Source organism: Rhodococcus sp. As11, assembly GCF_048957735.1.
Classification (GTDB): Bacteria; Actinomycetota; Actinomycetes; order Mycobacteriales; family Mycobacteriaceae; genus Rhodococcus; species Rhodococcus gordoniae.
In genome coordinates this window covers 428,852-447,889 of the sequence record NZ_JARDJE010000001.1, presented here as the reverse complement: position 1 = coordinate 447,889, position 19,038 = coordinate 428,852, and the positions used below count along the sequence as shown (strand labels likewise).

At 69.3% G+C, this 19,038-nt stretch carries 17 protein-coding genes; 9 read left to right on the top strand and 8 right to left on the bottom strand.

The features are described 5' to 3' along the window. The first annotated feature begins 92 nt into the window (after positions 1-92). The 6 genes from carD (at position 93) to PV766_RS02155 (ending at position 5,314) form a co-directional block, all read left to right on the top strand. Entirely contained in the window at positions 93-581 is a 489-nt protein-coding gene (carD, locus tag PV766_RS02180; protein ID WP_006550486.1) for an RNA polymerase-binding transcription factor CarD, read from the top strand. Positions 582-608: 27 nt separating this feature from the next. After that, positions 609-1,316, top strand: coding sequence for a 2-C-methyl-D-erythritol 4-phosphate cytidylyltransferase (ispD, locus tag PV766_RS02175; protein WP_064063140.1), 708 nt, complete (start codon positions 609-611; stop codon positions 1,314-1,316). A gap of 5 nt (positions 1,317-1,321) precedes the next feature. Next, on the top strand, positions 1,322-1,798 hold the full coding sequence (gene ispF, locus PV766_RS02170) for a 2-C-methyl-D-erythritol 2,4-cyclodiphosphate synthase (RefSeq protein WP_421096326.1): 477 nt from the start codon (positions 1,322-1,324) through the stop codon (positions 1,796-1,798). Between the two features lie 11 nt (positions 1,799-1,809). Beyond that, entirely contained in the window at positions 1,810-3,204 is a 1,395-nt protein-coding gene (gene cysS, locus PV766_RS02165; protein WP_421096306.1) for a cysteine--tRNA ligase, read from the top strand. Next, a complete protein-coding gene (rlmB, locus tag PV766_RS02160) occupies positions 3,204-4,172 on the top strand; it encodes a 23S rRNA (guanosine(2251)-2'-O)-methyltransferase RlmB (protein WP_129977264.1) in 969 nt (322 codons plus the stop codon). Before cysS ends, rlmB begins: the two co-directional genes overlap by 1 nt. A 98-nt stretch (positions 4,173-4,270) precedes the next feature. Next, positions 4,271-5,314 carry an alpha/beta hydrolase gene (locus tag PV766_RS02155; protein ID WP_421096305.1) on the top strand — a complete coding sequence of 348 codons (1,044 nt, stop codon included), beginning with the start codon at positions 4,271-4,273 and terminating at the stop codon, positions 5,312-5,314. A gap of 19 nt (positions 5,315-5,333) precedes the next feature. Here PV766_RS02155 and PV766_RS02150 read toward each other — a convergent pair whose 3' ends face one another. Further along, the gene (locus PV766_RS02150) at positions 5,334-6,206 is read right to left on the bottom strand and encodes a biotin-dependent carboxyltransferase family protein (RefSeq protein ID WP_421096304.1); all 873 of its coding nucleotides are present in this window, start codon (positions 6,204-6,206) and stop codon (positions 5,334-5,336) included. Positions 6,207-6,293: 87 nt separating this feature from the next. On the opposite strand from PV766_RS02150, the gene mgtE reads away from it, so the two are divergent. Beyond that, on the top strand, positions 6,294-7,643 hold the full coding sequence (gene mgtE, locus PV766_RS02145; RefSeq protein ID WP_064065433.1) for a magnesium transporter: 1,350 nt from the start codon (positions 6,294-6,296) through the stop codon (positions 7,641-7,643). Between the two features lie 84 nt (positions 7,644-7,727). On the opposite strand, the gene PV766_RS02140 is transcribed toward mgtE, so the two are convergent. The 5 genes from PV766_RS02140 to PV766_RS02120 form a co-directional block, all read right to left on the bottom strand. Continuing rightward, a complete protein-coding gene (locus PV766_RS02140; RefSeq protein ID WP_064065434.1) occupies positions 7,728-8,336 on the bottom strand; it encodes a 5-oxoprolinase subunit B family protein in 609 nt (202 codons plus the stop codon). A 26-nt stretch (positions 8,337-8,362) separates the two neighbouring features. Next, complete coding sequence (locus PV766_RS02135; RefSeq protein WP_064065435.1) at positions 8,363-9,121, bottom strand: LamB/YcsF family protein; 759 nt, start codon at positions 9,119-9,121, stop codon at positions 8,363-8,365. A gap of 133 nt (positions 9,122-9,254) precedes the next feature. Beyond that, positions 9,255-10,139: a metal ABC transporter permease gene (locus tag PV766_RS02130; protein ID WP_421096303.1), complete on the bottom strand. Its 885-nt coding sequence runs from the start codon at positions 10,137-10,139 to the stop codon at positions 9,255-9,257. Next, positions 10,136-10,999 (bottom strand): metal ABC transporter ATP-binding protein, encoded by an 864-nt coding sequence (locus tag PV766_RS02125; RefSeq protein WP_016932103.1) that lies wholly within the window; start codon positions 10,997-10,999, stop codon positions 10,136-10,138. The genes PV766_RS02130 and PV766_RS02125 overlap by 4 nt, the downstream gene beginning before the upstream one ends. A 26-nt stretch (positions 11,000-11,025) precedes the next feature. Further along, a complete protein-coding gene (locus PV766_RS02120; RefSeq protein ID WP_421096302.1) occupies positions 11,026-12,057 on the bottom strand; it encodes a metal ABC transporter solute-binding protein, Zn/Mn family in 1,032 nt (343 codons plus the stop codon). Positions 12,058-12,226: 169 nt separating this feature from the next. Between PV766_RS02120 and PV766_RS02115 the strand changes: the two genes are divergently transcribed. Further along, positions 12,227-13,333, top strand: a complete 1,107-nt coding sequence (locus tag PV766_RS02115; RefSeq protein ID WP_026002835.1) for a LacI family DNA-binding transcriptional regulator — start codon at positions 12,227-12,229, stop codon at positions 13,331-13,333. A 24-nt stretch (positions 13,334-13,357) separates the two neighbouring features. Here the strand turns inward: PV766_RS02115 and otsB are convergent, their stop codons facing one another. Beyond that, on the bottom strand, positions 13,358-15,934 hold the full coding sequence (gene otsB, locus PV766_RS02110) for a trehalose-phosphatase (RefSeq protein WP_129977259.1): 2,577 nt from the start codon (positions 15,932-15,934) through the stop codon (positions 13,358-13,360). Positions 15,935-16,040: 106 nt separating this feature from the next. Next, positions 16,041-16,700 carry a cholesterol catabolism transcriptional regulator KstR gene (gene kstR, locus PV766_RS02105; RefSeq protein WP_016932107.1) on the bottom strand — a complete coding sequence of 220 codons (660 nt, stop codon included), beginning with the start codon at positions 16,698-16,700 and terminating at the stop codon, positions 16,041-16,043. Between the two features lie 89 nt (positions 16,701-16,789). On the opposite strand from kstR, the gene PV766_RS02100 reads away from it, so the two are divergent. Beyond that, positions 16,790-18,991, top strand: coding sequence for an acyl-CoA dehydrogenase (locus PV766_RS02100; RefSeq protein ID WP_129977258.1), 2,202 nt, complete (start codon positions 16,790-16,792; stop codon positions 18,989-18,991). Positions 18,992-19,038 lie beyond the last annotated feature (47 nt).

Below are 19,038 nucleotides of genomic sequence, written 5' to 3'. Positions count from 1 at the left end.
GCTCAACGCTCGATGCCCCTGACCTGCACCGTTGACGCGAGGGCGATGTGGTCACGTGTTAAACTGGGAGAATCGAAAGGGGCACGGGACACATGATTTTCAAGGTCGGAGACACCGTCGTATACCCCCATCACGGTGCGGCGCTGATCGAAGCAATCGAAACACGCACCATCAAGGGTGAGCAGAAGGAATATCTGGTTCTGAAAGTCGCGCAGGGCGACCTGACGGTCCGGGTACCTGCAGAGAACGCGGAGTACGTCGGAGTTCGCGACGTCGTCGGGCAGGAAGGCCTCGACAAGGTTTTCCAGGTGCTGCGCGCACCCCACACCGAAGAACCCACCAACTGGTCACGGCGGTACAAGGCCAACCTCGAGAAGCTGGCCTCCGGCGATGTCAACAAGGTCGCAGAAGTGGTGCGCGATCTGTGGCGCCGGGAGCAGGACCGCGGCCTGTCCGCAGGTGAGAAGCGGATGCTCGCCAAGGCTCGTCAGATCCTCGTCGGTGAGCTCGCGCTCGCCGAAGGCACCGACGACGTCAAGGCGGAAACCATGCTCGACGAGGTTCTCGCCGCCGCTTCCTGATCGGCGCGAGACATCGGCAAACTGCACATGAACGATCGCAACGGGCCGGTCGTCGGAATCCTTCCGGCGGCCGGCCGTGGTGTCCGCCTGGGTGAACCACTGCCCAAGGCGTTCGTGGAACTCGACGGCCGCACCATGCTCGACCGCTCGGTCGAGGCGATGTTCGCCTCGGCGGTGGTCGATCGTGTCGTGATCGTCGCGCCACCCGAACTGGCCGCGACGCCCGCGGCCCGGCTGGTCGGTGAGGCGTTCGCCGACCGGGTGAGCGTGGTGGCGGGTGGTGCCGAACGCGCCGACTCGGTGCGTGCCGGTCTCTCGGCGGCATCGGGAGCACGGTTCGTCCTCGTCCACGATGCCGCGCGTGCGCTCACCCCGGCCGATCTGTTCGTCCGGGTCGTGGACGCGCTGCGGGCGGGCAGCGACGCGGTGATCCCCGTCCTGCCCGTCGTCGACACCGTCAAGAGTGTGGACGCCGAGGGCGCTGTCACCGGCACCCCCGACCGCTCGACCCTCCGCGCGGTACAGACCCCGCAGGGATTCGACGTCGCGCTGCTCGAGCGGGCGAACCGCGACGCTGCCGACGCCACGGACGACGCGGGACTCGTCGAGCGGTCGGGCCAACGCGTCACCACTGTCGCGGGCGATCCGCTCGCTTTCAAGATCACCACCCCGCTGGACCTGGTGCTGGCACGTGCCGTGCTCGCGTCCGGCGTTCGCACCGAGAAGGAGATGTGAGCATCGTGCGTGTCGGTATCGGAACGGACGTGCATCCCGTGGAGCCCGGTCGGCCCTGCCGGTTGGCCGGTCTGCTGTTCGAGGACGCCGACGGCTGCGCGGGCCACTCGGACGGTGACGTCGCCGCGCACGCCCTGTGCGATGCCGTGCTCTCGGCCGCCGGTCTCGGCGACCTCGGAGCCGTCTTCGGTACGGGGCGACCCGAGATGGCCGGTGCCTCCGGCGTCGCCATGCTCGAGGAGGTGCGACGTCTGCTCGCCGACGCCGGCTGGGTGGTGGGCAACGCCGCCGTTCAGGTGATCGGGAACCGCCCGAAGATCGGGCCGCGACGCGAGGAGGCGCAGGCGGTGCTGTCCGCGGCGCTCGGCGGTCCGGTCTCCGTGTCGGCAACCACGACGGACGGACTCGGCCTCACCGGCCGGGGGGAAGGTGTGGCCGCGGTTGCGACCGCACTGGTCCTGGCGCAGCAGGACGAGCGGTAGGATCGACGGTCGTGACCTTGCGCTTATACGACACCGAATCGCGGGCCGTGCGGGATTTCGAACCGCTGACCCCCGGCCAGGCCTCGGTGTACCTGTGTGGGGCCACCGTCCAAGGCGAACCCCATATCGGGCACGTACGCAGCGGCGTTGCGTTCGACGTGCTCCGCCGATGGCTCGGAGCCAAGGGCCTCGATGTCCTGTTTGTGAGAAATGTCACAGACATCGAAGACAAGATTCTTCGCAAGGCAGCAGAAGCGGGCCGGCCGTGGTGGGAATGGGCCTCGACCTACGAGCGGGCCTTCAACCGCGCCTACGACGCGCTCGGTGTGCTTCCCCCCTCGGTGGAACCCCGCGCGACCGGCCACATCACACAGATGATCGAACTCATCCAGCGTCTCATCGACGCCGGGCACGCCTACGCCGCCGACGGCGACGTCTATTTCGACGTGCTGAGCTATCCGGAATACGGAGCCCTTTCCGGTCACCGCATCGAGGACGTCCATCAGGGTGAGAGCGCCGGACTCGGCAAGCGCGACCCGCGAGACTTCACGCTGTGGAAGGCCGAGAAGCCCGGGGAGCCGTCGTGGCCCACCCCGTGGGGGCGCGGTCGTCCCGGTTGGCATCTCGAGTGCTCCGCGATGGCGGGCTTCTATCTCGGGGGCACCTTCGACATCCACTGCGGAGGCATGGACCTCGTCTTCCCGCACCACGAGAACGAGATGGCCCAGTCCCGCGCCGTAGGCGACGGCTTCGCCCGCTACTGGCTGCACAACGGCTGGGTGACGATGGGCGGCGAGAAGATGTCGAAGTCGCTCGGCAACGTGCTGTCCATCCCCAACGTGCTCGCCCGGGTCCGCCCGCAGGAACTGCGGTACTACCTCGGCAGCGCCCACTACCGTTCGATGCTCGAGTATTCCGACGACGCGCTCGCCGAAGCGGCGGCGGCCTACCGGGGGCTCGAGTCGTTCGTGCTCAAGACCCGCGACCGGGCCGGAGAGGTACCCGTGGGTGCCTGGACGGACGCCTTCGCCGAAGCACTCGACGACGACCTCGGTGTGCCCAAGGCGCTCGCCGAGATCCACCGCAAGCGCAGCGAAGGCAACAAGGCGCTCGACAACGGTGATCTCGACGCGGCCGTGCAGATCGCGTCGCAGATCCGGAGCATGCTCGGCATCCTCGGTGTCGACCCGCTCGACGAGCACTGGTGCTCCACCGACGATTCCGGATCGGCCGCGCTCACGGCCCTCGACGTCCTGGTCGGCGCGGATCTCGAACGCCGCACGACCGCCCGGGCCGAGAAGAACTGGGCGGTGGCCGACGAGGTGCGGGATCGTCTCGCAGCTGCGGGGGTCGAAGTGACCGATACGCCCAACGGACCCGAGTGGTCTCTGAAAGCAGGACAGTGATGGCAGGCAATTCCCAGCGTCGCGGCGCTATTCGTAAGGGCGGCACGAAGAAGGGCCAGGTCGTCGGGTCCGGCGGGCAGCGGCGTCGCGGCCTCGAAGCGCGCGGTGCCACCCCGAAGGCCGAGGACCGGCCCTACCACCCCGCCGCGCGGCGTGCCCGGGCCGCGGCCAAGGCCGCAGATCCTCGCGGCGGCGGTCGTCGCCCCGCAGCAGGTCGCAAGGCCGAGGACGGCCCGGAGATGGTGCTGGGCCGCAACCCGGTCGTCGAGTGCCTGCGTGCCGGTGTCCCCGCGACCGCTCTGTACGTCGCCCTCGGCGCGGAGTCCGACGAGCGGCTCAAGGAAGCCGTGCAACGCTCGGCCGAGATGGGCATCTCGATCCTCGAGGTCTCGCGTTCCGAACTCGACCGCCTGTCGGCCAACGGGATGCATCAGGGCATCGGTCTCCAGGTGCCGCCGTACCGCTACGCGCATCCCGACGACCTGCTCGCCCGCGCCGCGGAGAATCACGAGCGGCCGCTGCTCGTGGCCCTCGACAACATCTCCGATCCGCGCAATCTCGGTGCCGTGATCCGGTCGGTCGCGGCCTTCGGCGGGCACGGTGTGGTGATCCCGCAGCGCCGCTCGGCGTCGGTGACCGCGGTGGCGTGGCGCACGAGTGCCGGAGCCGCAGCGCGGCTGCCCGTCGCGCGTGCCACCAACCTCACGCGCACTCTCAAGGACTGGCAGTCCCGGGGTGTCCGCGTCGTCGGTCTCGATGCGGGTGGCGACACCAACCTCGACGATTTCGACGGCACCGATCCCGTGGTCGTGGTCGTGGGTTCCGAAGGCAAGGGACTCTCGCGCCTGGTGCGCGAGACCTGCGACGCGGTGCTGTCGATCCCGATGGCCGGCGACGTCGAGTCGCTCAACGCCTCCGTCGCCGCGGGTGTGGTGCTCGCCGACATCGCGCGGCAGCGCCGGGCCTGACCGACTACGCGGCAGCGCCGGGCCTGACCGACTACGCGGCAGCGCCGGGCCTGGCCGAGTCGGCCGGCTCTACCGCCACGAGGGCCTAGTCTGTCCTCGTGGCCGCCTCTCTGCCGTTCCGCACGACGGTGTTCGCGTTCCTCGAACGCTTCACCGGCAAGTCCATCGCCGACGCCCGCGTCGACGAGATTCCCGCACGCCGTGCTGCGCGCGCGAAACTGCTGGCGTCTCCGGTCGGCCGGTTGATCTCGGGCCGGCCGCATCCCGGCGTGCGGATCGAGGACAGGTGGGTCGATCTCGAGCACGACGCGATCGACGACCTCGAAGCCGAGGACTCGCCGGTCCGGACTCGTCTGAGGATCTATCGACCCTCCGCACGTGTGAGCGGCCCGCTGCCGGTCGTTCTGCTGTTCCACGGTGGGGGGTGGGTGCTCGGCAATCCGGAGCAGAACGAATGGTGGGCGAGTCACACGGCCGCGCGGACCCCGTGCGTGGTGGTGTCGGTGGATTACCGGCTCGCCCCCGAACATCCGTATCCCGCGGCGGTACTGGACTGCTGGGCCGCGTTCCGGTGGGTCGTCGCGCACGCTGCGGAGTTCGACGGTGATCCGTCCCGCGTCGTGGTCGCGGGCGACAGCGCCGGCGGCAATCTCGCCGCCGTGGTCGCCGATGTGGCCGGGCGGTCGGACGGTCCGCTGCCGGTCGGTCAGGTGCTGATCTATCCGGCGACGGAGATGGAGGAGGAGTTCCCGTCGGAGCGGCAGTTCGCGAACGCTCCGGTGCTCACCTCCCGCGGCATGCGGGCGTTCGTGCGTCTCTATCTCGCCGGAGCCGACCCGTATGCGCCGACCGCGGCACCGCTACGCGGCACGCTCGCCGGTGCCGCCGTGCCCGCCCTCGTGCAAGTGGCAGGACACGACCCGTTGCGCGACAACGCCGTTCGATATGCGTCGGCGTTGCGGGACAAGGGTGGTGACGTGACGGAGACCGACTACCCCCGCACGGTGCACGGCTATCTCAGCCTGCCGGGTATCTCGCCGCCGGCGGAACACGCACTCGACGAGGCGATCACCTTCGTGCGACGGGTGACGACCGCCGACCCGACGGACGAGGCCGATCCGTCCGTCCGGTCCCGGATCTGACGCTCGCAGGACCGGCCGATCACCGGACCGGTACGAACCGCACCCGCTGCCCGGGACGCAGTTGCGCCGCGACGGGCAGGTCGGCGGCGATCGCCACTGTGGCGACCGGATAGCCGCCCGTGACGGGATGGTCGGCGAGGAACAGCACCGGGTGCCCGTCCGGCGGTATCTGCAGCGACCCCGGAACCATGCCCTCACTGGGCATCTCCTCGTGCCGTGCCCGGTGCAGGCGGCCGGGGCCATGGAACCTGATGCCCACCCGGTCGAGTTGTGGTGTCACCGTCCAGGTCTCATGGAACAGGGCACGCAGTGATCCGGGGGTGAACCAGTCGTCGCGCGGCCCGGGCCGCACCCGGACCTCCACGGGATCGCCCATCGGTGGCGGCGGTGGGAACTGTTCCTCGTCGGGCAGGCCGGCCGACATCGCGCCGACGAGCAGCCGGTCGCCGGTGCGTACCGGTGACGGTCCGGTGTTCGACAAGGTGTCGGTGGATCTGCTGCCGAGCACCTCCGGGACATCGATGCCGCCGCGCACGGCGAGGTAGATCCGCAGGCCGTCGTTCGGCAGGCCGATCCGCAGTACGTCGTCGTTCCGCAGGGTGATGCGTGCCCAGTCGCCGACCGGACGATTGCACACGGTCACGTCGGCGCGGGCGCCTGTCACCGCCACGGTCGTCTCGCCGACGCTGCGGACGACGAGACCGCCGCCGGTCACCTCGAGTGTCGCGGCGTCCGGCCGGTTGCCCACGAGCCGATTCGCCGCGTCGTGCGCGCGCCGGTCGGCGGCACCGGACCGGGTGAGCCCCGAGGAGCCGTAACCGGGACGTCCGCGATCCTGCACCGTCGTGAGCATTCCACCGGAGATCACCTCGAACCACGCCACGACGTTCATTCTCACCCACCGCGTTCGCTTGCCCGGCCGAACTTCTACCGAAAGGACGGGATAGGTTGAAGATGATCGAGGACGGAGGTGCCGGGCATGGAGGAAGCGGACGTCCGTGCGACGACGAGACTCGTCGAGAAGGCCCTCGAGGCCGACGATCTTCCGGCAGCGCACGACGCCGTCGCGGAACTGAAGGTCGACCAGGTCGTCGACGTGCTCGAACGGCTCGGCCGGACCGACCGTGCGGTGCTCTACCGGCTTCTGGCCAAGGACCGTGCGATCGAGGTCTTCGAACATCTCGATCCGAGCATGCGGAGCGAACTGGTCCGCGGTCTACGCGACGATCAGGTGGCCGCGATCTTCGCCGGCCTCGAACCGGACGACCGGGTGGAACTGCTCGACGAGCTCCCCGCCACGGTCGCCTCGTCGCTGCTGCACGGACTGCCGCCGGACGAGCGGGAGATGACCTCCACGATTCTCGGCTATCCGCAGCGTGCGATCGGCCGGCGGATGAGTCCGGCCTTCGTGTCGTTGCGTCAGGACATGACCGCCGAGGAGGCGATGGACGCCGTACGTCGTCGCCTCGACGACGCGGAAACGGTGTACACCCTGCCGGTGGTGGACGACGGGCGCGTGCTCGTAGGTGTGATCGGCCTGCGCGCGCTGATGAGGGCGTCGCCGGGAACGGTGATCGCCGACATCATGAACGAACCGTACTGGGCCCGCGTCACCGACGATGCAGAGGAATCCGCGCGCCGATGTGCCGAACTCGAACTGTTGGCGTTGATCGTCGTCGACAGCGAGACCAGACTGGTGGGCATCCTCACCGTGGACGACGCCCTTCGGATCCTCGAGGTCGCCGACAGCGAGGATCAGGCCCGGATCGGTGGTACCGAGCCGCTGCGCCGGCCGTATCTCGCGACACCGGTCGGGCAGTTGGTGCGCTCACGGGTGGTGTGGTTGCTCGTCCTGGCGCTCGGCGCGACACTCACGGTCCAGGTCCTCGAGGTCTTCGAGTCGACCCTCGACCAGGTGGTCACTCTCGCGCTGTTCGTGCCGTTGATCATCGGCACCGGCGGGAACACCGGAAATCAGGCCGCCACCACCGTCACCCGCGCGCTGGCACTCGACGACGTGACACCGCACGACATCGGTAGGGTGATCGCCCGCGAGTTCCGGGTGGGTCTGTCCCTCGGAGTTCTGTTGGGAACGGTCGCGTTCGTCCTGACGTCCCTGGTCTACGACTCGTCGGTGGGTGCGGTGATCGGGTTGACGCTGGTGAGCACCTGCACTCTCGCAGCCACGGTCGGTGGTGCGATGCCGTTGGTGGCCAAATCGATTCGCGCCGATCCTGCAGTGTTCTCCAACCCGTTCATCACGACTTTCGTCGACGCGACCGGCCTGGTGATCTACTTCCTCATCGCGAAGACCGTGCTGGGTATTTGAGGGCAACGGCGCAGTAGGACCGAGCGCAACAGCGCAGTGGGACCGAGCGCAACGGCGCAGTGGAACCGAGGTCGAGCGAGCGGATCAGAGTGCTACGAAGCGCACCGTGTGTCCCGGCCGCAACAGTGCCGCAGGGGTTCGATCCGGTTGCCACAGCGGGGCGTCGGTGGTTCCGATCAGCTGCCACCCGCCCGGCGACTGCCGTGGGTAGACGCCCGAGAACTCGCCTGCGAGCCCCACTGCGCCGGACGGCACGGTGGTGCGCGGCGAACTGCGGCGCGGCACGTGCAACCGCGGGTCCCCACCGGTGAGATAGGCGAAGCCGGGCGCGAATCCGCCGAAGGCGACCGTCCAGAGGCTGCCGGTGTGGGCGGCAACCACGCCGTCGGCGCCCAGGCCGGTCGACTCACCGACCTCTTCGAGATCGGCTCCGTCGTACCGGACTTCGAGCGTCACCTCCTCGATGGTGGTGGCTCCCTCGGACAACGGTGGGGTGGTGGCGATCCACCGGTGCACGACCTGCACGTTCGTCTCGGTCGGATCGAAGCTCACCAGCAGCGTCCGAGCCGCCGGAACGAGATCGACGACGCCTCCGGGCCGCTCCCGGTCCAGCGCCCGGAAGTGGCCGAGAACCTGGTCGAGGGACTCGAACTCGGCGAGCAGTGCGCTGTCCCCGGCGCGGATGATCCTCATAGGTGTACCTCGCGGCGTCCCGGGAGTCACACGAACGCCCGGATGTCGATGTTCTCGGCGTCGAGGCGGCGCCGGACGGCGACGGCCACCGCCGTGGCGTCGGGGGAGTCGCCGTGGATGCACACCGACTGCGCTCCCACACGGATGTCGCTCCCGTCGATCGCGGTGACCACTCCCTCGGTGACCATGCGCAGGACCCGCTCGGCGATCTCGTCCGGATCGTGCAGTACCGCACCGGGTTCGCGCCGGGAGACCAGCGTCCCGGCGGGGGTGTAGGCGCGGTCGGCGAACGCCTCGGTGACGACCCTCAGACCGGCCCGTTCGGCTTCCTCGAGGAAGACGGAGTCGGGCAGCCCGAGGACGGGCAGTGAGGCGTCGTAGGCGCGCACCGCGTCCACCACGGCCCGGGCCTGCTCGCGATGATGGACGATCGCGTTGTACAGCGCGCCGTGGGGTTTGACGTAGCCGACCGACGAGCCCGCCGCTCGCGCGAGCCCGTCCAGTGCACCGATCTGGTAGATGATCTCGGCGGTGAGATCCGCGGACGGCACCTCGATGAAGCGGCGACCGAAGCCGGCGAGGTCGTTGTATCCGACCTGGGCGCCGATCCGCACCGCGCGCTTCGCGGCGCCGTGGCAGGTGCTCAGCAGGGTCGCCGGGTCGCCGGCGTGGAATCCGCACGCCACGTTGGCGCTGGTGACGATGTCGAGCATGGTCTCGTCGTCGCCCAGACGCCACCGGCCGTAACTCTCGCCGAGGTCGCTGTTGAGATCGATGCGGGTCACGCCCCGAGTCTAGGCGCCGTCGAGCACGTACAACCCGCGCCGGCCGAGCACCCGGCCTCGGGATCGCACACCGTGCCCGGGCTCGCACCACCGAGCGAATGCCAGGGCCACGGGACGATCGCGTTCGCGTCGGTCAGACAGCTGCGGCGACCCGTCCGGAACCCCGCCGGCTGCGGGCGGTGCCGATCACGCGGCACACCATGTAGATGACGAACGCGATCGTCGTGATGAACGCCGAGACCGGCACGCCGGGCGCCAGTGCGAGCAGGATGCCGCCGACCGCCGAGATCTCTGCGAAGACCACCGACAGCACGGTGGCGGCGAGCGGTCCGCTGACCACGCGTGCCGCCGCGGCGGCCGGGGTGATGAGCAGCGCCATCACCAGCAGCGCCCCGACGATCTGCACGCCGAGGGCGGCGGTGACACCGACGAGTACCGCGAACACGATCGACAACGCGCGGACCGGGACGCCGCGGGCGGCCGCGACCTCCGGGTCGGTGCTGGCGAACAGCAGCGGACGGTAGATCACCAGCAGCGTGAGGATCACGACGGCAGCGCACGCGGCGAGCAGGGCGATGCCGGTGCCACCGGGTGCCACGATCTGACCGGTGAGCAACGAGAAGGCGGCACCGGTGCGCCCGTCGTAGGCCCACAGCAGCAGGACGGCCAGGCCGAGACCGAAGGCCATCACCACACCGATGACGGAGTCCCGTTCGCGCGCACGTGTTCCCAGGACCCCGAAGAGGATCGCGGCGATCACGGCACCCACGACGGCGCCGAGCCCCACCGAGACCCCGACGATGAGCGCCGCGGCGGCGCCGGTGAGCGACAGCTCGGAGGTGCCGTGCACGGAGAACGCCATCTGACGGCTGATGATCAACGGGCCGATCACGCCGGCGAGCAGGCCGAGGATCGCACCGGCGACCAGCGCCTGCTGCACGAAGTCGTACTGCAGGAGTTCGGCGGTGGTCTCCACGTCGAACATCCGGCCCAGGGCGTCGGTGAACTTGCTGCTCATTCGTGGTCCTCGTGATCGTGGTGGACGCCTTCCCCGGGGCGCAGTCCGCCGGCGCTGCCGAGCGCGTCGATGGCGTCGCCGGTGCCGACCACCACCAGACGTCCGCGCATCTCGAGCACCTCGACGTCGGTGCGGTACAGCTCGGAGAGCACCTGCGAGGTCATCACCTCGGTGGGAGTGCCGATGCGGAACTGGCCGTCGACGAGGTACAGCACGCGATCCACCAGCGGCAGGATCGGGTTGATCTCGTGGGTGACGAACAGTACGGAGGTGTCGTGGTCGCGGCGGCGGCGGTCGATGAGCGACGACACCAGGTGCTGGTTGGCGAGATCGAGACTCAGCAACGGTTCGTCGCACAGGAGCACCCGCGGATCGCCCACGAGGGCCTGCGCGATACGCAGCCGCTGCTGCTCACCGCCGGAGAGTGTGCCGATCGGGGCGCCGGCATAGGACTCGGCGCCCACCTGGGCGATCGCGTCGTCGACCGCGACGCGGCGGCGCCGGCGGGTCCGCAGGCCGGTGCCCCACAGGTGTCCGTCCATACCGAGGCCGACGAGGTCGCGTCCCCGGAGCGGTACGCCCTCGTCGAGTGACTTCTGCTGCGGTACGTAGCCGACGTGGGAGTTCCCGGTTCGGACGGGCTGCCCGGCGATCGTCGCCGTTCCCGAGGTGAGCGGGAGCTGGCCGAGCAGCACCTTGAGCAGCGATGTCTTGCCGGCACCGTTGGGTCCGAGCACCGCCAGGAACTCGCCGGGTTCGACGACGAGGTCGAGACCTTCCCAGAGGACGCGATCTCCGAATGCCAGCCGGGCATCGCGGAGTTCGACGGTGGGTGTGCGGTCGGATGGAGGAGGTGTCACCGAAGTCCGTGTTCTCGATCGGATGGTCAGGAGGCGGTCTCGAGCGCGGCGGCGAGGGTCTCGGCGGTCCGGGCCTGCCACTGAATGTAGTCGACACCGTCGGGCAGGGTTTCGAAAACCTCGACCACCGCGACGCCCGACGACTCTGCTGCCGTGCGCATCTCGCGACTGATCCGGTCCTCGGTCTGCGGGTTGTAGATCAGGACGCGAACCTGCTTGTCGACCAGCAGTTGCCGCGTCGCCGCGATCGCCGCCGGGGACGGATCGGTGCCGTTCTCGATGGCGTTGGTGAAGTCCGGGGGAGTGACGTCGTCGAGTGCCGCGGCCGAGACGAGGTAGTGACCGATGGTCTCGGTCTGAGCGACGGGAGCGTTGCCGTGCGTGTCGGCGATCCTGTCGACGACATCCGCCACGGAGTGCAGATTCTCGTGGAATGCTGCCGCGTTGGTCTCGTAGACGGCGGCACCCTCGGGATCGAGTTCGGCGAGCCGGTCGGCGACCGCGTGCGCGACGGCGTCGGCGGTCGCGAGGTCGTACCAGACGTGCTCGTTGATGCCGCCGTGGTCGTGGCCCTCGTGCGAGTGACCGTCTCCGGTCTCGTGCGAATGATCATCGGAAATTGCTGTATCCGAATCATTCTCGGCCGAATCCTCGTTGCCGTGATCGTGCCCGGCATGCAGATCCGAGTACGCGCCGGACTCGAACAGGGTGAAGGCCTCGACGACGGCCGGCTTCTCGCCGCTCGCGTCGAGGATGTCGTCGACGAAGTGGTCGTAGCCGCCCCCGTTGTAGACCACGAGCGAGGCGTCGCTGATCGCCGCGGCGTCGAGGGGGCTGGCCTCGTAGGAGTGCGGGTCGGCGTTCGGTTCGGTGATGAGCGAGCGGACTTCGACGCGGTCTCCGGCCACGGCCTGCGCGATCGAACCCCACACGTTCGTGGAGGCGACGACGCTGATCGCGTCGTCGTCGGCGCCGGAGGTATCGGTGCCGCACGCGGCGAGTGCGGTCGCGCAGGCTACGGCAGCGGCTGCGAGGGCCGTGCGGGAGGACAGTCGCACAGTTCTTCTCCTGAGGATCGGCGGTCTTCGGCGAACGGGGTCCGGAACGACCGAGCGACCGACCCAAACGTTATTGGTAACCGTTACCGTTCCACTTTAGCGGACGGCGCGAAACCCTCCCACCATCCCTGAGTGGTCGTGAGCACCGACACAGGACTACGGTCCTCTCATGTCCAGGTCTCGTCAGCCGCGCCGACAGGCGACCCTGGCGTCGATAGCCGCCGAGTTGAAGATCTCCCGCACCACGGTCTCGAACGCGTACAACCGTCCCGATCAGTTGTCCGCCGAACTGCGTGAGCGTGTCCTCGAAGTTGCCAAGCGACGCGGATATGCCGGACCGGATCCGATGGCGCGGTCGCTGCGTACCCGCAAGGCCGGAGCGGTCGGGGTCCTGCTCACCGAAGCGTTGAGCTACTCCTTCCGGGATCCTGCCGCCATGAGCTTCCTGTCGGGACTGTCCGAGGCGTGCGAGGCGGCGGGGCAGGGGCTGTTGCTCATCCCCGCCGGACCCGGACGCACCGACGACGAGGCCGCACAGGTCGTGCACCGGTCGTCCGTCGACGGTTTCGTCGTGTACTCGGTCCCTGCCGAGGATCCCTATCTGGCGGCCGTACTCGAACGGCACCTCCCGGTCGTGGCGTGCGACCAGCCGCGCGGACTCGAGCACACCCCGGTGGTGGGCATCGACGACCGGCGGGCGATGCGCGATCTCGCGGCCCATCTCGTCGAGCTCGGCCACCGTGAGATCGGCATGTTGTCGATGCGCCTCGGCCGGGAACGACACGACGGGGTCGTCGATCTGTCGACCCTCGGGACCGGCGGTTTCCACGTGCAGCGAGAACGCATCCGCGGCGTCCAGGACGCCATGAGCGCTGCGGGCCTGGCCCCCGACTCGCTCACCGTCGTCGAGCGCTACACCCACACGGCGGAGGACGGCATGTCCGCCGCAGCGCAGATCATGCGGGTCAACCCGAGGATCACCGCGCTCGTGTGCACCACCGACGTACTCGCGCTCGGCGCGCTCGCATGGGCCAACCAGATGGGTCTCGACGTGCCCGGGCACCTGTCGATCACCGGATTCGACGGCATCGACGAAGCGATGCGCGAGGGTCTCACGACCGTGCGGCAACCGCAGAAGGACAAGGGGCGGCGCGCCGGCGAACTGCTCCTCGCCGCCCCGTCGCATTCCGGTGTACCCGCACTCGAGACCCTGGGCACCCAACTGTGGTTCGGCGCCACCTCGGGCCGGGTCGAGAGCGAGTGGTACGCGGAATAGGGCAGTGTCGCCGGCCGCAGGGTGTCAGCGAATCCGCTCGCCCATCGGCTTCGCCCCCGACAGCAGCTGGGCGCAGCGCAGCAGACCGATGTGGCTGTACGCCTGTGGGTGGTTGCCCAGCGAACGCTCCGCGACCGGGTCGTACTCCTCACTGAGCAGACCGGTCGGTCCGGCTGCGGCGACGAGCTGCGCGAACAGTGCTTCGGCGTCGTTGCGCTGCCCGATCAGCAGGTAGGCCGCCACGAGCCACGCCGCGCACAGGTGGAAGCCGCCTTCGCTACCGGGCAGGCCGTCGTCGCTGTGATAGCGATAGACGGTCGCGCCGCTGCGCAACTCCCGCTCGGTGGCCGCCACGGTCGCCCGGAACCGCTCGTCCTCCGGGTCGACGAGTCCGGTGAGGCCGATGAACAGGGTGGCCGCGTCGAGATCGGTGCCGTCGTAGGCCGAGGTGAACGACTGGACGTCGTCGTTCCAGCCCTTCTCGATGACCTCGTCGGCGATCTCGTCGCGCAGCGCCGCCCAACCCTCACCGGCGGTCCGGCCGAACTTCTCGGCGAGCGTCAGCGCCCGGTCGACGGTCAGCCACCCCATGACCTTCGAGTACACGTGGTGACGAGGTGCGTGGCGGATCTCCCAGATGCCGTGATCCGGCTCGAACCAGCGCCGTTCCACCGCGGTGACCATCGAGCAGACGAGCTCCCAGTCGCGGTCGGTGAGGGCCTGATCGTGGGGCGCGCCGCCTTCCTCGCGGCTGTGCGCGAGGTCGGCGATCAGGTCGACGATCGGACCGAACACGTCGAGCTGCACCTGCTGGTTCGCGGCGTTGCCGATACGCACGGGCCGCGAACCGGCGTAACCGGGAAGCGAGTCGAGCACGGCCTCGGGCGGAAGCGGTCCGCCGGCGAGCGTGTACAGCGGGTGCAGGCGTTCGGGGCCGGGGACGGTCTCGAGGACACGGTGGACCCAGTCGAGGTAGTTCTCGGCCTCCTCGAGCGATCCGACCCGCACGAGCGCCTGCGCCGTGAGCGCGGCGTCGCGCAGCCAGCAGTAGCGGTAGTCCCAGTTTCGGACCCCACCGATCTCCTCGGGGAGCGAGGTGGTCGCCGCGGCGAGGATCGAACCCGTCGGCCCGTGGACCAGCCCGCGCAGGGTGAGCGCCGAACGCTTCATGAGGTCGGGCTTGAGCGGCGGGAGTTCGAGGCGCGACGCCCACGTGTGCCAGTAGGCCTCGGACTGCGCCCGGCGTTCGACCTCCGGAACCGGGTGTTCGTCGAGATCATCGGTGCCGCAACGAAATTCGAGGATGATGTCGTTCTCGCTGGGGTCGACCACGGCATGGGCCGTCTGATGCACCCCATCGGTCGTGATGTCCCACCGCACACCGGGAGAGCGCAGCACGTAGGGCTCGTTGAAGCCCATCACGCGGATGCCGTCGTCCTCGACCTCGAGGGTCACCTGGCCCTGGCCGAACTCCGGTCGCGGCGCGAAGGTCACCACCGCGCTCGCGCGCCCGGTGATCACGCGGGTCAGATCCGTGCGGCCGGTCTCGACGTCGTGCGGGAGATAGTCGATCACCGCGAGCGACGCCCACCGGGTCACCACCGTCATCGTCGAGTCGACGTAACGCTGGCTGAGCGGCAGCGCCTGGCGGGTCGGGCCGATGGAGAAGTGACCGGCGGCGTCGCCACCGAGCAGGTGGGCGAAGACCGCGGCGGAATCGGGATCGGGGTGGCACAGCCAGGTGATCGTGCCGTCGGGGGTCACGAGCGCCTTCGAACGGGGACTCGCGAGCATCGTCAGACGTTCGATCGGGGCGACGTGGGCACCCGACAGCCACGTACGACGTTCCTCGAGCAGGAACGCCAGCGCCGCGATGACCTCTTCGCTGGTGCGGACGCGGTACTCGGCGGCGGTGTCACCGTCGCCGATCTTCACTCCGACATCCGGACCCTGCAGGGAACGGAAGGCCTTCTCGTCGGTCACGTCGTCGCCGAAGAACACCGCCGCGGTGGCGGCCTCCTGATGCCGGATGACGCCGAGGGCCTTGCCCTTGTCGGTGGGCACCACGGACAGCTCGATCACGGCTTTGCCCTCTGTCACCTGCACACCCGGGCGGAGAGCGAGATCGTTCCGCACGAGGTCGAGGGCCTGTTCGGCGTCGCCAGGGGTGGCGTTGCGCACGTGGAGCGCGGCGCTCGCAGGCTTGACCTCCACCCGCACGCCGGCGAACCGGGACGCCACGCCGTCCAGTCCTTCGACGATCGTGGCGAGCAGGTCCCTGGCCTCGGGATCGACCTCGTGGACGAATCCGATGTCGAACTCGGAACCGTGGCTGCCGACGAGCTTGACCTCGACCGGCAACCGCGACAGGGCGGCGAGATCCTTGAGGGCGCGACCCGAGATGACCGCCGCGGACGTCGAGGGAAGAGCTGCGAGGCCCCGCAGCGCCCGCACCGCATCGTCGTGCGGGTAGGCCTTCTCCGGGTCGCTCACGATGGGGGAGATGGTGCCGTCGTAATCGGTCGCCACGAGCAGACGGGGCGTCCGCGCGACAGCCACCAGAGCACGTCGAAGGTCAATCGGAAGATCGTGGGCACTCACCTGAACCACGTTAGGTCAGAGTCGGGCGGGAGTCGGACCCCGTCGGCCTTCCGAGTGCGTGTTTCCGGTTACAGAAGACGGGAAGCAACTCTCGTACTCCCGAGTCTCATACTCCCGAGGCGACCGTCTTCGGGGCGCGGGAGCCGTCTCCGAGCAGGAGATCCACGGTCAGTTCGAGCCGGCGGGCGACATCGGTGGCCGACGAACGGCGCGTGAGCCAGGCGACGAGATTCGACAGCCACACGTCGCTGATGACACGCGCGATGGCGAGTTCCTCCTCGGTGGGCTCGCCGTCGTTCATGGCCCGCGCGAACAGCCGGTCCATGAGGGTGCCGACCTGATCGACCTCGGCGGCGGCCGAGGCGTCGGCGAACATGAACGCCCGCGTCATGGCTTCGGTGAGCAGCGGATCGCGCTGCATCGCCTTGGTGATCAGACTCAGGACCAGGTGCATACGCTCGAGCGGGCTGTGGCCGGGTGGGATGCGGCCCTTGCCCTCGATACGGGCGAATTCACGGCCGAGGGCGGAGACCAGCAGGTGCACCTTGGACGGGAAGTACCGGTAGAGGGTGCCGACAGCGACGTCCGCTCGTTCGGCCACTGCCCGCATCTGCACGGCCTCGTATCCACCCTTGGACGCGAGCGCCAGGGTGGCGTCGAGAATCCGCTTACGCCGTTCCTTCTGGGCATTGGAACTGAGATCGTCCTCGGTGAGGGCGGTCAGAGTTCCGTGTCCATTGGCACGGGAGCGGGACGGGGTGGCCATAAATTCGTTTCCTCACGCCTTGACTCCGAATCGGTGTCATATTAGAACACGTTCTAGCAATGATGTCATTCGGAAGGGCGGAAACCGCTGTGAGTATCGCCACGACCGAGGAGCAGCGAGCCGTCCAGGCATCCGTGCAGGCCTGGTCACGCACCGTCGACCCCATCTCGACGATACGTCGCTCAGGCGACGCGACGTGGCGCGACGGCTGGTCGTCCCTCGCAGAACTCGGACTTTTCGGTGTCGCCGTCCCCGAGGACGCGGGCGGCCTCGGAGCGACCGCCGTGGACCTGGCCGTCATGCTCGAACAGGCCGCCCGCGAACTCGCGCCCGGCCCCGTCCTGACGACCGCCGTGGCGGCTCTCGTGTTCGGCCGCGCCGGGGAGGCTGTCGCCAAGACGACGGCGCGACTCGCCGAGGGCGAGGTCCCCACCGCGCTCGCGCTCGACTCGGCCGTGGCCGCCGAACCGGCAGGGGACGGATTCGTGCTGCGGGGCGAGGCCGGGCCGGCCGTGGGCGCCGAGGCCGGGATCGCTGTGCTCGTGCGTCTCGGGGGTGATGGTGATCCGGCCGTCGAATCCGCCGGTGGAGCCCCGGACATCGAACCCGCCGGCGGAGCCCCGGACATCGAACGCTGGGCGCTCGTCGAGGCCGACGATCCGGGTCTGCAGGTCGAGCCGCTCGACACCATCGACGCCTCCCGCGCGGTGGCCCGTGTCCGGTTCGACGGCGCGACCGTGCCGGCAGGGCGTGTCGCGACCGTCCCGGCCGGCTTCGTGCGCGACCTCACCGCCGGTCTCGCCGCCGCGGAACTGGCCGGCCTCGCCGGCTGGGCGCTGACCACCGCCGTCGACTACGCGAAGATCCGTGAGCAGTTCGGCAAACCGATCGGCGCGTTCCAGGCGGTCAAGCACATCTGTGCCGAAATGCTCTGCCGGACCGAGAAGATCCGGGCCGTGGCATGGGACGCAGCGGTCACTGTCGATTCGCAGCCCGACGAACTGCCGATCGCGGCGGCCGCTGCTGCGGCGATCGCGCTCGACGCCGCGGTCCGGACGGCCGAGGATGCGATCCAGGTGCTCGGCGGCATCGGCTTCACGTGGGAGCACGACGCGCACTTCTATCTTCGCCGCGCGGTCGCCACCCGGCAGGTACTCGGCGGCTCCACCGTGTGGCGGTCACGGCTCACCACCCTGGTCCGCGACGGCGCGCGTCGTCATCTCGGGATCGACCTGTCCGGACACGAGGAGGAGCGGGCACGGATCCGCGCCGAGATCGAGAGCATCGCCGCCGCGCCCGAGTCCGAGCAGCGTGTCGCTCTCGCCGAGTCGGGTCTGCTCGCACCGCACTGGCCGGCACCCTACGGTCGGGGAGCCGGCGCCGCCGAACAGCTCGTCGTCCAGGAGGAACTCGCCGCTGCCGGTATCGAACGCCCCGATCTCGTGATCGGCTGGTGGGCGGTGCCGACCGTCCTCCAGCACGGCACGCCCGAGCAGATCGAACGGTTCGTGATGCCCACCCTGCGCGGCGACGTGGTGTGGTGCCAGCTGTTCTCGGAACCCGGAGCGGGTTCGGATCTCGCGGCACTGCGCACGAGTGCCGAGAAGGTCGACGGGGGATGGGTGCTGCGCGGGCAGAAGGTGTGGACCTCGCTCGCTCAGCAGGCCGACTGGGCGATCTGCCTCGCCCGCACCGACCGCGATGTCCCCAAGCACAAGGGCATCACGTACTTCCTCGTCGACATGAAGTCCGCGGGTATCACGATCTCGCCGCTGCGGGAGATCACCGGCGACGCGCTGTTCAACGAGGTCTTCCTCGATTCGGTCTTCGTGCCGGACGAGTGCGTGGTCGGGAAACTCGGCGACGGCTGGAAGCTCGCCCGCACGACCCTCGCCAACGAGCGCGTCGCGATGGGCGGCAAGTCGTCGCTGGGCCCGCACATCGAAGAGCTGCTCGCTCTGTCGGCGCCGGACGATCCTGTGGCCGAGGACCGCATCGCGACGCAGATCGGTGAGGCGACGGTCGGTTCGCTCCTGGATCTGCGTGCCACCCTCGCGCAACTCGAGGGACAGGATCCCGGCGCCGCGTCGAGCGTCCGTAAACTCATCGGCGTGCGGCAGCGGCAGGACACCGCCGAACTCGCCATGGATCTCGCGGGCGAGGCCGGGTGGGTGGAAGGACCGCTCACCCGGGAGTTCCTCAACACCCGGTGCCTGACGATCGCCGGTGGAACCGAGCAGATTCTGCTGACCGTGGCGGCCGAGCGGCTCCTGGGGCTGCCGCGCGACTGAGGAGTCCTTCCGCCGGACGCCCGGGAATGCTACAACTGGAACACGTT